Here is a 13,442-nt window from a genome sequence, read left to right on the forward strand (position 1 = left end):
TGCCCGGCGGTAAGGCCGCGCACCACGCCGCCGCCGGTAAAAGACTTGGCCTGCGCATCGTGCGCCTGCTGCCGCAGTCGCGCGTAGTGGCTCAGCTGCTCGGCGTCGCTGGCGTAGTAGGCGCCGGGGGCATCGTAGTGTTGCAGGCTGCTCTGCAGACGGGTGCCGTCCAGCCCCTGCTCGACGGCGGTCTCGTCGCCGCTGTGGCCGGTGGCCACCGGCTGGTAGTCGTAGGTCGCCAGCGCCACGCTACCGGGCACGATCTGCCGCGCTCCGTCCCAGCGGGTGAGGCCATCCTCTTCTTCGGTGGCATCGCTGCGATGGAAACGCACCCGTTCGAGGTTGGCCGCAGGCAGGCTGTACGGATCGTCGAAGGCCAGCAGCTTGACCTGCGGCGACTCACCGTCCAGGTGCTCGTAGCGCCAGCTGAGCCCTTCTTCGCGCAGCAGGCGGGTGATGAAAGTGTGGTCGGATTCGCGGTACTGCAGGCAGTAGCTGCGACTGGGCAGCGGGCCGGCCAGCGCGAAGTCCAGGCTCTGCACCGCGGCGAACACCGGGTTGGCGGCGGCGTGCTCGGCAAAGAGCTGCCGCACGATGGCGTCCACAGATGCATCCTGGAACACGCGCGAGGTCTGCCGCAGGCGCAGCAGCGCGAACGGCGGCTCGACAGTGAGCGCGTAGCGGGCAAAACCGCCATCACTCGCCAGCGCCTCGGCGGCGCTGACCACGCCGCAGCGCAGCGATTCGCGGCCGTCGGCGCCGGCAATGCCGAGCCGCACCGGCAGGCCGAGCAGCGACTTCAGTTCGATGCCGTCATCCGCCGACAGACACTCGACGCGGAAGCGGTAATCGCCGGCCAGCACCTCGTCGCCGGACAGGGCCAGCGGCAGCAGCGTCTCGCCCCAGCGGCTGCCGTCGCCCAGTTGCAGGCTGAGCAGGCGCTGCTCCTGGTTGAAGGCGGAGGCGAAGCTGGCGAGCAGGTCGGGGAGATTCATGGGGATTAGTACGGGTTAACCGTTGAAAGTAACGCGGGCAGCGTGCAGGCGCTGCACGGTGTCGATCTTGAGGACGATGCGCTTGGCGGCAATGCCGTTGTCTACCAGCAGTTTCTTGACGGTTTCTGCCCGAGCACGGGCCGCGGCCGGTGCATTGCCTACTTCACGGCGGTCACAGTAGCCAGTGATGATGATCTGTTTGGCAATGACCAGCGCCGGGGCCAGGGCACGGACCTGTTGTTCGGTGAGGGGGCTCAGCTTGGCGCTCATCTTGTCAAATGGCACCAGTGTCGGGTCGGCGACGACGGCCTTGTTGCCGGTGGCTTCCTGCACTTTTGCGGTAGCCTGCTCCACGCCTTCTGCCACTTTGACGACAATGGCCTTGCTTTCCTGGGCCTGGACGGTGGCGGGGTCGGGGGGCGGCGTTTTGTTCTTGCGGCTATTGGCACAGCCCAGCAGCAGTGCCGTGCTGATGGCCAGAATGGTGAGGCGATAAAACATGATGCATCCCTTCAAGGCCGGAGCCGCGATGGAAAGCGGACTCCGGCCGGCAAAACGGCTTAGGCGATTACTTTATTGGCAGTCAGGTCCCAGCCGGCGCTGACGTTACCGCCACCTGCGCCGTCGGCACGTTTCTGCTGGGTGTAAGTCCACTTGATCTTGCCGTAGCTGAAGCTGACCTTTTCGCTGGGGAAGCCGGCATCGTTGGCGGAACCATTCGGTTCAACTTTGGATACCAGAACCTGCTCCATCTTGATTTCCATGTACTTCACCTTGTCACCGCCGGCACGGCACAGCTCGATGGTGATCTCCTTGATGTGCTTGCCGGTGCAGCATGCCTCGTAGATCTTCGGGCTGGCCTTGTCCAGGAAGTGGGTGATCTCATACTGGCCGTGGTTGACGCGTTCCGCGGTGGCGCCGCCGGCGGAGCTGGCCGTCGCCTGGGCTGGTTGTTCGATCAGGTGGGAAAAAGACTGGATTTCGATCCAGTCCTTGTGTTGGTCATCGGTGCTTTCGCCCGGAATGCCGTCGATTTTCAGAAAGGCGTCAAAAGCCATGTGGTTCTCCTAGGTGACAAAAATGGAAGCGTGGCTTCCGGAATGCATGCTCCGGTCACGCCGGCCGGTGAGGCGGGAGACCGGAGCGTCTCGGCGTTAACCTGCCGGCTGAGGCAGCTCGGCAACCAAACGCAGGGAAATGGTGAGTTCGTCCAGCTGGAAATGCGGACGCAGGAAGGCCGCGGCGCGATAGACACCGGGTTTGCCCGGTACCTCCACCACGTCCACACGCGCCTCGCGCAACGGATATTTGGCCTTGGCTTCCTGGCTGGCGGAGTCGTCCAGCAGCACGTATTGCGCCAGCCAGGTATTCAGGAAGTCCTGTACGTTCTGGCGTGAGGCAAAGCTGCCGATCTTGTCGCGCATGATGGATTTCATGTAGTGCGCAATGCGCGACACCGCAAAGATGTAGGGCAGCTGCGTGGACAGGCGGGCGTTGGCGTTGGCCGCATCGGTGTTGTAGGTCTTGGCCTTCTGTATCGACTGGCCACCAAAGAAGGCGGCGTAGTCGGTGTTCTTGCAGTGCACCAGCGAGATGAAGCCCAGGTCGGACAGCAGCTTTTCGGTACGGTCGGTGACGGCGACTTCGGTCGGGCACTTGAGTGCCACTTCGCCGTCGTCGGTCTTGAAGGTGTGTGCCGGCAGCCCTTCGACCAGGCCGCCACCCTCCACGCCGCGAATGGCGGCCAGCCAGCCGTACTGGGCAAAGGCATCGGTCAGGCGGGCGGCGTAGGCGTAGGCGGCGTTGGTCCACAGGTATTTGTCGTGGTTGCTGCCATCGACGTTTTCCTCGAAGTCGAAGGCCTCTACCGGCACATTGTCACGGCCGTAGGGCAGACGGCCGAGTACGTGTGGCAGCACCATGCCGACGTAGCGCGAGTCTTCCGATTCACGGAACGACTTCCATTTGGCATATTCAACGGTGTCAAAAATCTTGGCCAGGTCGCGCGGCTTGCCGATATCGGTGAAGCTTTCCAGACCGAACAGGCCGGGGGAGGCGGAGGAGATCAGCGGGGCGTGGGCCGATGCGGCCACATGGGACAGCTCGTCCAGCAGGTAGAAGTCCTCGGGGTGACGGGTGAATTCGTAGTCACCCACCAGTGCGGCATAGGGGGCGCCACCAAAGGTGCCGTACTCTTCCTCGTAAATTTTCTTGAACAGGGCGCTCTGGTCGAACTCCGGCGAGGCCTTGAAGTCCTTGACCAGGTCTTTCTTGGAAGCATTGAGCACCTTGATTTTCAGCATGGTGCTGGTTTCGGACTGCATCACCAGATACTTCAATCCGCGCCAGGAGGCTTCCAGTTTCTGGAATTCGGGGTGGTGCATCACTTCGTTGAGCTGGGCTGACAGAATGGCATCCAGTTCGGCAATGCGCGCATCGATGCTGGCACTGAGGTCGCGCGACACCGTGACGCTGCCATCCAGTACCTGGGCGACGAGTTCGCCGATCAGGTCACGGGTATGGCCCTTTTCACTGTCATTGGTGGCGATGCGGCTCTGGTCGATGATGCTGTCCAGCAGGCTGCTGGCATCCAGTGCGGTAGGGTTGGCCGCAGTGTCCAGTTGTTGTGCTGTGCTCATGGCTTACTCCCCGGTGTGGTCGCTGTGGGCGGATTGACTGATCTGGCGCAGCTTTTCGGTGTCGCGTACCACTTCGTCCAGCAGTTCTTCCAGCTTGTCGTTGCCGGCCAGCTTGTTGCGCAGGTCGGCCAGACGGGTACGGGCTTCCAGCAAACGCTTGAGCGGCTCGACCTGGGCCACCACGTTCTGTGGCTCAAAGTCGCCCAGTTCGTTGAAGTTCAGCTCCATCGCCAGTTGGCTACCGTCATCCTGCAGCTTGTTGTCCACCTTGATGGCCAGTCGCGGTGCCATGCCCTTGAGCACTTCGTCAAAGTTGTCGCGATCAATCTGGACGAACTTGCGCTCTTTCATTTTTGGCAGCGGGTTTTTGCTGTGGCCGGAGTAGTCGCCCAGCACGCCCAGCACAAACGGCAGTTCCTTGGTTTCAATGGCATCGCCGATCTCGACGTCATAGGTGATCTGTACGCGAGGCGGGCGAACCCGCGACAGTTTTTTCTGGGTGCTTTCTTTGCTCATGGTGTGCTCTCGAAAAGTAGGGGCTGTCAGGGTTTAACGGCGTCAGGCGATGCTGCGGGCAAGGCTGGCGACAAGGTCGCGCAATTGCGCGACGCTGAGACCTGGGTCGTTCAGGCGCCGTCCCAGGATGTAAGTGGCTTCGGCATAGGATTGATGGCGGCGCCACGGCGCCTGTTCATCACCGATATCCACCACGAAGCGCTCGTTCAGCGGCTCTCCCCAGCACTGCGCCACGATGTGGGCATCCGGCGAGCGGGGCTGCAAGGCGAGGTAACGACCATCCGGGCGGTTGATCAGCAGGCACTGGGCTTCGTCGGCACCACTCGCGCTGGCGGCAGCCTGATACAGCGTTAGCCAGGTGGCGGCGGCCAACATGTCCTCGCCATCCGTGGCCGGCAGCGGCAACAGATAGGTCTGCGCGCACAGGCTGTCGCGAAAGCGGTGCTGCAACTGGCTGTGGAAGATGAAGGCGAGCAGGGTGGCTTCCAGGCTGTGGCCGTGCCGACGGCAGATCGCTTCGTCCAGCTGCTGCGCCGCAGTCATGGCCAGATGGTGGGACAGCAGCTGCTCTGCCAGCGCGACATCGTCGCTGGATGCGGCCCCGAACAGGGCCTGCGCTTCTAGGAACTGGCGGCAGGCGACCATTTCCACCGCGTTGTCGATGGCACTGGCCAGCTGGTCCTTCAGTCCGGAAAAGAACAGTTCGCAGGCCAGCAACAGCACGGCCAGCGGCGGCAGCTCCAGGCTGGCCGGCAGCTGAGTGGCCGCCACCAGCGGGTAGTTACGGCCGCTTTCATCATGGCTGGGCTGAATCACGCCCAGTGACAGCCAGGCGTGGTCCCGGCTGCGCAGCACGAAGCAGGAGCCGGGCATGCCGCGATAACGGCTGATCGCTTCCGTTGTCTGGGAGAGCAGGCTGATGCTGTCTGCCAGTAGTTGATCCAGCTGTGCCGCCGCCGGGTGGGTAGCGTTGAGGCGGATGAAGTCGCCACGACGTGGCAGCTTGCCGAAAATGCAGAACGAGGCTGCAACTTCCTGGGTACGTTTGAAAGTGAAGCTCAAGACCTTGCTCCCCCGATTACAACGTCACGCGCTCGGGCAACGTCAGTTTGTTGAGACGGCTTAACTGCAGCGGATTCACGCCGCTGAGTACCCGGAAATTGGCCCGCACGATCAAGGGCTCACCTTCGGCCTTGCGTAATGACCAGGCCAGCTGGGTGCCATCCGGACCTTCCTGCACGACTTTGGCGCTCGATAGCAGGCGCATCAGTCCCATGCCGCCAGGATGGTTGGCCACCACATTGTTGGCCCCGGTGTAGGACAGTGCCTGGATGCGTGCGCCTGCGGTCTGGCTGCTGCCATTCCAGGTAAAGGGCTGCCAGAGTTGCGGGCCGTTGCGGTAGCGCAGTTCCTGGCCGTCGATGTCGAACACGATTTCCGACAGGCCGGGTGTGGGTTGCGGCTGCAGCTCAAAGCGCAGTCCGTCGCCATCCTGCAGCTGGCCGTTGGCCAAGGCGGACAGGCTGCTGACGCTGCTGAGGAAGGCCGGGTTGAACTTGATGCCCAGCTCACCCCAGGCGCGCGGCACCAGTTCGTCGCCGCGTTTTTGCACCAGGCCGGCAAGGTATTTATTGATAAAGCGGTCCAGGGTGCCGTCATTGGCCTTCAGAAAACGGTTGATTTCGGCAATCGATGCCGTGCTGCCGGCATCGCTGAAGGGATACTTGGCGGCCAGCTGGCGCCATTGCGGTAACACCTCCGCTGCCCAGGCCTGATTGATGTCGGTGCTGACCGGGCCAAGTAGGGCGCTGTAGGAGTGGCTGAGCGGGCGTACCAGCATCGGCCGCACCATGCCGATGGTCTCGGGAGTGCTTTGCGCCAGCAGCGCGTTGTCGACGTAGGCAATGCTGTCTGCCAGTTCGGAGCCACTGTTGTTGAAGGTGGCCTGCAAGGTGGCACGGGACAGGGCGCCGGGATCGTCCGTGCTGGCAATCGCCCCCAGCTTGGCCTTCAACTTGGCCAACTGGTCGAGGTAGCCGTAGAGCGGGGCGTTCTCCCCCTTGACCAGTTGGGCAACGCCGGCAAATTGTTGGCCTACTTCGCCGTAGAGCTTGCCGTTTTGTGCACTATCACTGCTGCCGCCCTTAAGCAGGTTGGCCGTTTTTTCCAGCACCGACTGCTTGGCCGTTTCCAGTGAGCGGTTCAGCTCTGACGGGTTGTCCCACGCTGTTTCCGTGGCGGCCCGCGTCAGGATCAGCTTGATGGGCGAATTTTCCCGGTCTGCCAGACGCGTCATGGCCGACGCGGACTGTGCGGGCGAGGTGAAGTCGCGCACGGTGACGCCCTGCAGGAATTTTTTCCAGCTAGCGCTGTAGGCGGCACGGTACTGGGCTTCCAGGGCTGCACGATTTTTCTCGCTGTCGCCATCCTTGCCGAGGTTGTCCTGACTGCTTGCGGCCAACACCCAGTCATCGCTGCGGATTTCCCCCTTGCTGGCCTCCTCTATGGCTCCTTTGACATATTGATCCCATGCCTCGCGGGTAAAGGCGCCTTCCACCATCTGGCTGCCTGCCATGATGTCCAGATCGCGGTTGTTGAGAATCCGCGCGACGGTCAGTGGCGAAAAGCGGGTATTGGCACGGGCGCGAATTTCGTTGAAAACCCGCTCTTCGGCCGACATGCGTTTGAAAGAGCCGCGCAGCACTTCACGGGCTTGACTGACCACGCGCAGGTTGGGCGCAATCAATGGCAGATCCGGAGCCTTGACCTGGCTGATGTAGAACGCCAGCAGTTTTTCAGCGACCGCCATGATTTCTTCCGTGCTGTATGAGCCGCGCTGGGCTTCGAGGTAGGGGCGCCAGTAACGTGGCAGCTGGTCCGCCAGGTGGGCCGCCTCCATGCGCTGTGGCTGATACAACATCAGGTAGGTTTTCAGCGCGTTGTAGCTGGCATCCAGCTGTGGCGCTTTGACTGCGGCCGGGGGCGCGGCAGCGGTCTCGGCCGTGGCTGGCAGGGCAGGGGTGACGGCTTGCGGTGCGGAAGTGCGCGCGCCGGGGGACCAGCTGGCGTGACGTAAACCAAAGCCGGCCGCTTGCCAGCGGTTGGCTGCCTGCGCTGGCGACGTGTGGCGCCACCAGGCTACATGGCGGGTGTGATGGACGCTCGCTGCCAGCACGACCGGACGTGCCCGGTAGTCATTGGCAATCGCTCCCAGCTGAATGTTGGGCAGCGGCCGGGCTTGCGGCCGTGGCCGTAGCTTGGGCCTGGGTTTGCTTGGTGCCGGTGCGACCGGTTTGGCTTGCTGCGTTTGTACCGCTGGCGGGGGCATGATCGGCGCCGGCGCGTGCGTTTGCTCCAGTGTCTGCAGGGTAGTTTCCAGGTTGCGTTGCACCGGTGTCAGCATCACGGCCTTGATACCGGCAAAGTACTCGCCACGCAGCGCCGTCTCCAGCGGTTCTCCCTGATAAAGGCCGACGCCAATCTGCCAGGGCGCCCCTTCGGTACGGTAAGCCTGCAGCTGTTCCAGGCGGGTTTGCATCTGCTGCAGTGCGCGCAGCTTGTCGTACAACTGGCTGGATGCGGCCAACTTGCGGGCGTCTTCCCTTTCTTTACTGATATCCGCCAGCAATTGTTGGTTGCCGACATAGGACCAACTCCACAGGCCGGCCAGGGTGCACAGCGACAGGATACCGGCGGCCATGGCGGCCATTCGCCAGCGGCTGCTGCCACGACCACTCTGGCGCGAGATCAGATGCTGGTCGGGAAACAGGACCTTGCGGAACAGGTCGCCAAGGAAAAAGCTGTAAGAGGCCGCCGCCTGTTGGCGGTCGCCTTGTGTGGGAGCCAGATCGAACTGGGTCTGCACCCGGCTGGCGGCGACGATACGCGGCGTGCCCTCCTGCAGGGCGCTGGTGAAGTAAAAGCCGCGCAACAGCGGGCGGGCATGGTAAGGGTCGTCCTCGTACAGCAGGCTGACAAACTTCACCACGGCGTCCTTCAGCCCGTGAAATTCGATCGGGAAGGCAAAGTGTGCCGGACGTACCTGATCGCCGCGGTATTGCAGCAATTTCTCCTCACCGGCTTGCACCAGGCCGCGATAGAGCAATTCGAACTGTTGCGAAGCGACGGTGGCGGCATCAAAGCCGTGCCCCTGGTTGGCCGTCAGCGTGCTGCCCCAGACCCGGTCGCGTTCTTCTTCCGGCATGTCCTGGAAAAACTCGGCAAAGCCACCAAGCAGGTCAAGCTTGGTGAATACCAGGTAAATCGGGACGTGAAGCCCGAAGGTGCTGCAGACTTCATGAATGCGCTCGCGCACCTGCCTTGCGTACAGGGCAAATCCTTCGCTGTGATGCTGCGCCAGTTCCGGCAGACTGATCGCCACCAGAATGCCGTTGACCGGTGCTTTGGCACGGTGCTTCTTCAGCAGCTTCAGGAAGGCTAGCCATTCGCTCCGATCCTCGCTTTGCGTGGCATAGCGTCCTGCGGTATCCAGCAATACGCCTTCGGTAGAAAAAAACCAGTCGCAGTTACGCGTGCCGCCGACCCCCTGGATGCCGCTCTTGTCGCTGAATGGGAAGCTGAGGCCGGATTGCAGGATGGCAGAGCTTTTGCCGGCGGCGGGATGGCCAATGATCATGTACCAGGGCAGCTCATACAGGGCTGCCACACCACTGCTGCTGCCCAGCTTGGACTTCTTGAGGGTGTCGATAGCGGCCAGCAGGCGCTGGCGCAACAGGGTCACTTCGGCGCGCTTCTCCGAGCCGGCATGAATCACTGCGTCATCAGCCTGCTGGCGCAACATTTTTTCCAGCAGGCCACCGGCACGTTTTGCCAATAGCTGGCCGATCAGCAGGCTGACGACCCATAGCAGCATGATTGCGATGATGCAGCCCAGCCTAGCCTCCATGGTCTCAAGCCCCAGCCACTCTCCAAGAAACCAGACCAAGGCGATCAGGATCAGAAACCCGACCGCCGAGGCCACCTTGGCATGTTGTCGCCAACCTTTTTTTAACACCGTGCTTACCTTCCTATTGGTTTATTGCTTGCGAGCCAGCAGCTGCCTTAGCGAACCGCTGCGCTCAATATGGCCGTAATCCTTGAAGCTCCAGTTTCCTCCCCAGGTCAGCGCTGCCGCAGCGGCTTCTTCGCCCAGTGCCTGATACGCCCGCATTGCCCACGGATCGCGTTCGGAAATCACTACCTTGCCGTTTCGTACCGGGGCCAGATCCACCGCCAGCCCATACTGGTGCTTGCTCTGGCCGCCTTTTGCCTTGGTAACCAGCGTGGCGTGGCCTGCCAATGCATCCTGTCGTTCCGGGCTACGGTAGCCTTCCAGCAGCGTCATCGGGTAACCGCGGGCTTCCAGTCTCGCCATGAGACGAAGCACGGTCTGGACGAAGGCCGCATCCAGCTTGTCCCAGCTACGGTCAGCCCGATTCAGCCGGGGTTGTTCGCTAATGGCGTCGCGGAAAGCTTCCGGGGGTAGCGGTGGTGGCGGAGCCAGTTGCTCCTCCTGCAGCGTCAACTTGATGCGCGAACTGTGTTTGTACTCGTTTGGTATGAATTCTTCTGTTTTGTGTAAATTACTGAATAAAAGTGACAAAGCAACCGATGAGGCGGCTAAAGATATCGAAAAAACAGGTAAAAAAGCAATGACAAAGTGTTTTTTTATGGTTTCTATAAGTTTTTTTGTGGGCTGCAGCCTTGCTTCATTGGTGACATAGTGCAGACCAGTCTGCCATCCTGTTTGCAGGTGGTGCTCAGTTTTTCCATTCTTTGTTTTTATAGTAAGTGCTTTATTTATATGTGTTTTTGTGTAAAAAAATCTGAACCCAATCCAGATGATGGTGCAGATCAGCAGCATGGATGCGCCTGGTGCTAGATAAGGTTTCACGTGGTCGAGCCACATCACACTGCCTTTTTTTGATGCGTTTGTAATTAAACGGTTGATTTTAAATAAATATATAAAAATATAGTATTTTGCAATTTTTTGTAGAAAAAATGCTTTTCAATTATAATAGTACTTTGGCATGTTTTCCAAGGGTGTCTACGCAGATGCGACATTGCAGAGCCAGAGGGTGGCTATGGACGAGGTGCCTGGGTTGGGGGCTGTTACCGATGGCATTGCTCGTGTCGGGCTGTGCTGGTGATGGCCCGGTCAGGCTTTCCGGGGATGCCGCTGAGATATTGAATCGCGATAGTCGGGGCAAGCCGTTGTCGGTTGTGGTGCGTGTCTATCAGTTGAAGTCCGATCAGGCGTTCAAGCGTTTAAGCATGGAGGCGCTGGCGTCAGGCAAGCCGGAAAAGGATTTGTTGTCGCCGGATCTGCTGGCGTTGCAGGAGCTCACCCTGTTGCCGGGATCGAAGGCGGAGATTGCCGATTTTGTGGTGCTGCCGGAGTCGACGCACGTTGGACTGGTGGCGTTGTTTCGGCAGCCGGACAGGCAGTTCTGGCGGTTGCTGTTTGATGCCGACGCGGTGCGCAGCAAAGGGCTGCAGTTTCATGCAGAGGATTGTTATCTGCGCGCGCTCAAGCCCGCCGCCAGGCTCATGCCTGGCCAGCTTGGCTCGTTGCAGGTGGAGTGTCGCTAAGAGCCAGGGGCTCTTGGAGTCGTGTGCGTTTTGATGTATTGGCCGCTGGCCAAACGGATTGAGAAAAGATGCAACAAGCGAAACGTGTGCTGTGGGGAGAGGGAATGTTCCTGCGCCCGCAGCATTTTCAGCAGCAAACATTGTTTTTGGAGCAGGATGCGGCCATCCGGCAGCAGCTGTTGTGTCGGCATGCCTGGGGTGTGCAGCAATTGCGGCTGGACGAGTCAGCCCTCAAGGGCGGCCTGGTAAGGCTGGATGCACTGGGTGTGCTGTTTCGGGATGGCGCACTGTACCAGGCGCCGCAGGCAGCGCCGTTACCACTGTCGCGTGACCTGTCGTCGCTGCCACAGCTGGGGGTGACAACCACGTTGTATGCCTGTTTGGCGGATTTGCAGCCATACGGCGGCAATACGCGTAGTGGTGAGAGCACCGGGCGGCCGTGCCGTTATCACAGCGGCGGCGAGGAGCTTGCCGATCTGTACACGCAGGCATTGCCAGCGGAAGTCGCGGTGCTGGAGCCGGATGTGCGGCTGATGCTCGAAGAAGAAAATCGCGATGGTTACGATGCGATCGCACTGTGCCGGCTGCAGAAAGATGCGACCGGACAGTGGGTGGTAGCGGAGGATTATCTGCCGCCGATGCTGACCATAGCGGCAGCCGGGGCGTTGCCGCAGTTGCTGCGTCGCCTGCTTGATATCTTGTTGGTGAAAAGCCAGGCCCTGGCCGGTGCCCAGCGTGAAAAAGCCAAAAGCGTCATGGAGTTTGGTTCCAGCGATATCAGTGCTTTCTGGTTGCTGCATACCGTCAACCGCAACTTTGCCCGCCTGCGCCACTTGTCGCTAAGCAACCCGCTGCATCCGGAGGCGCTGTACATGGCGCTGGCAGAGTTCTGTGGCGAACTGCAAACCTTTTCTACCCGCTTTGCGCTGGCGGATATCCCGGCTTATCGCCATGAGGACTTGTACACGGTATTTGCAGCTCTGGACTTGCAGATACGCGAGCTGCTGGAGACGGTGATTTCGGCACGCTATGCGGTCATTCCCTTGCATTCCCCCAAACCTTCTTTCTACATCGGACGACTGGAGAGCGATCGCCTGCTGGAAAACGTCGATTTCTACCTGTCGGTGCAAAGCGAGCAGCCGGCCAGTCAGGTACTGGACAACGTGCCACTCAAGCTCAAGATCGGCGCGCCGGACGATGTCGAGAAGATCCTCAACTCCGCCATGCGTGGCGTGGCGTTGAGCCATGCCGCGCAAACACCGTCTGCCGTGCCGGTGCGGGTGGGCAATCACTACTTTGCCTTGCAGCCGCATGGCGATATCTTCGCCCGCATGCTGCAGTCACGCAGCATCTGCATCTATGTTCCGCAGACCTTGTCCGGTTTGAATCTGGAACTGATTGCCGTTTTCCGTTGAGGCCAACATGAGTCAAGCCACTGTTACCGAAACTGCCGTACCAACCGAGTCAGCTATCACCGTCAGCAGTACGGGGCCCAGTCTGCGCGAAATGCTGGAAGACGGTGTTTATCTATTGTTCCTGTTGAAGGATGGCAATGCGCCGGGCAGCAGCGTGGAATTCAATCGCCGTGTCGATCAGTTCCTGCAGCAGTACGAGCGCAATGCCCGCAACTTCGGCAAGTCGGCAGATGCCATTGGCCAGGCAAAGTATGCTTTTTGCGCATTGCTGGACGAAATCATCCTGTCGTCGGATTTTCCTTTGCGCGATGAGTGGGAGCGTATGCCGCTGCAATTGCGCCTGTTCGGTGACCATCTGGCGGGAGAGGGCTTCTTTAGCCGGCTGGAGCAGTTGCGACTCGATCCGGTACGTCATATCGAAGCCCTGGAGGTGTACTACACCTGCCTGTTGCTGGGTTTTCAGGGGCGCTATCTGCTGGAGGGTGAAGAAAAGCTGGGCTATCTCAAGCACAAGCTGGGGCAGGAAATTCAGCAAGTCCGCGGCGGCAAGGCTGACTTTGCGCCCAATTGGCAATTACCGCAGCGCTTCCAGGCCTTCGTGCGGCACGAGTTGCCGATGTGGCTGTATTTTGCCTTGCTGGCAGTCGCTGCGGCGGCAATCTGGGGTTCCTACCACTGGTTGCTGGGGCAGCAATTGGCCGAGCTGTTCGGGATCTAGAGCATGAGCGGCTTGCGACATACCCAGATACTGCCATCCGTGCTGGATCGCCTGCTGGATGACCAGCCTGATCTGAACCATGGCAACGAGCATCTGCTTTTCGAGTTGCCGCAATTTCGCCGTTCCCTGGCGCGCGACCTGGAGGCGCTGCTCAATACCAGAATCATGGCGCAGCCAGAACTGTATGCCGCCCATCCACTGGCGGATGACAGCATGTTGCAGTTCGGTATTCCCGATCTCAGCGGCATCAGCCTGCTGAATCCGGATGATCGCGAATTGCTGCGCGAACAGCTACGCCGCGCCATTGAGGTTCACGAACCTCGCCTGTCCCGGGTACGGGTGAATCTGGATGCGCCGCGTGAGCTGGAGCGGCACCTGCGCTTCCGGGTAGATGCCGTGCTGAAAGTGCATCCGCACCGTCCGCCGGTCAGCTTTGACGCCACGCTGCAACTGTCTTCCAACGTTTACAAGGTGCAGGGTTGATGAACCTCCCCGACCTGCTCGCCAGCTTCGCCTCCGCCTTCAACCAGGACCAGCGCCTGCTCACCCTGCAACTGGGCGACGGTAG

The 13,442-nt window shown here is 60.6% G+C and carries 12 protein-coding genes; 4 read left to right on the forward strand and 8 right to left on the reverse strand.

Going from position 1 to position 13,442, the window contains the following annotated elements; genetic code table 11:
* From NOM55_RS17150 to NOM55_RS17185, 8 genes are all read right to left on the reverse strand, one after another.
* Positions 1 to 995 (reverse strand): type VI secretion system Vgr family protein (locus NOM55_RS17150; protein WP_255909854.1); only part of this gene is annotated, 995 nt, incomplete at its 3' end.
* Positions 996 to 1,010: 15 nt separating this feature from the next.
* A complete protein-coding gene (locus NOM55_RS17155) occupies positions 1,011 to 1,496 on the reverse strand; it encodes an OmpA family protein (protein ID WP_047968427.1) in 486 nt (161 codons plus the stop codon).
* 59 nt (positions 1,497 to 1,555) lie between these two features.
* Entirely contained in the window at positions 1,556 to 2,053 is a 498-nt protein-coding gene (locus tag NOM55_RS17160; protein ID WP_120809485.1) for a type VI secretion system tube protein Hcp, read from the reverse strand.
* A gap of 96 nt (positions 2,054 to 2,149) precedes the next feature.
* Complete coding sequence (gene tssC, locus NOM55_RS17165) at positions 2,150 to 3,634, reverse strand: type VI secretion system contractile sheath large subunit (RefSeq protein ID WP_255909856.1); 1,485 nt, start codon at positions 3,632 to 3,634, stop codon at positions 2,150 to 2,152.
* Between the two features lie 3 nt (positions 3,635 to 3,637).
* The gene (gene tssB / locus NOM55_RS17170) at positions 3,638 to 4,150 is read right to left on the reverse strand and encodes a type VI secretion system contractile sheath small subunit (protein ID WP_255909857.1); all 513 of its coding nucleotides are present in this window, start codon (positions 4,148 to 4,150) and stop codon (positions 3,638 to 3,640) included.
* Between the two features lie 42 nt (positions 4,151 to 4,192).
* Positions 4,193 to 5,212, reverse strand: coding sequence for a type VI secretion system-associated protein TagF (tagF, locus tag NOM55_RS17175; protein ID WP_255909858.1), 1,020 nt, complete (start codon positions 5,210 to 5,212; stop codon positions 4,193 to 4,195).
* 16 nt (positions 5,213 to 5,228) lie between these two features.
* The gene (gene tssM / locus NOM55_RS17180; RefSeq protein ID WP_255909859.1) at positions 5,229 to 9,164 is read right to left on the reverse strand and encodes a type VI secretion system membrane subunit TssM; all 3,936 of its coding nucleotides are present in this window, start codon (positions 9,162 to 9,164) and stop codon (positions 5,229 to 5,231) included.
* A 21-nt stretch (positions 9,165 to 9,185) separates the two neighbouring features.
* Complete coding sequence (locus NOM55_RS17185) at positions 9,186 to 10,013, reverse strand: M15 family metallopeptidase (protein WP_255909860.1); 828 nt, start codon at positions 10,011 to 10,013, stop codon at positions 9,186 to 9,188.
* A gap of 254 nt (positions 10,014 to 10,267) precedes the next feature.
* On the opposite strand from NOM55_RS17185, the gene tssJ reads away from it, so the two are divergent.
* From tssJ to tssE, 4 genes are all read left to right on the forward strand, one after another.
* A complete protein-coding gene (gene tssJ, locus NOM55_RS17190; protein WP_255909862.1) occupies positions 10,268 to 10,741 on the forward strand; it encodes a type VI secretion system lipoprotein TssJ in 474 nt (157 codons plus the stop codon).
* Between the two features lie 68 nt (positions 10,742 to 10,809).
* The gene (gene tssK / locus NOM55_RS17195; protein WP_255909864.1) at positions 10,810 to 12,156 is read left to right on the forward strand and encodes a type VI secretion system baseplate subunit TssK; all 1,347 of its coding nucleotides are present in this window, start codon (positions 10,810 to 10,812) and stop codon (positions 12,154 to 12,156) included.
* Between the two features lie 7 nt (positions 12,157 to 12,163).
* Entirely contained in the window at positions 12,164 to 12,874 is a 711-nt protein-coding gene (gene icmH / locus NOM55_RS17200) for a type IVB secretion system protein IcmH/DotU (protein WP_255909866.1), read from the forward strand.
* A 39-nt stretch (positions 12,875 to 12,913) separates the two neighbouring features.
* A complete protein-coding gene (gene tssE / locus NOM55_RS17205) occupies positions 12,914 to 13,357 on the forward strand; it encodes a type VI secretion system baseplate subunit TssE (protein ID WP_255909868.1) in 444 nt (147 codons plus the stop codon).
* Positions 13,358 to 13,442: the final 85 nt, after the last annotated feature.

It is taken from the genome of Vogesella sp. AC12, from assembly GCF_024437575.1.
In the GTDB taxonomy this organism is placed as follows: domain Bacteria; phylum Pseudomonadota; class Gammaproteobacteria; order Burkholderiales; family Chromobacteriaceae; genus Vogesella; species Vogesella indigofera.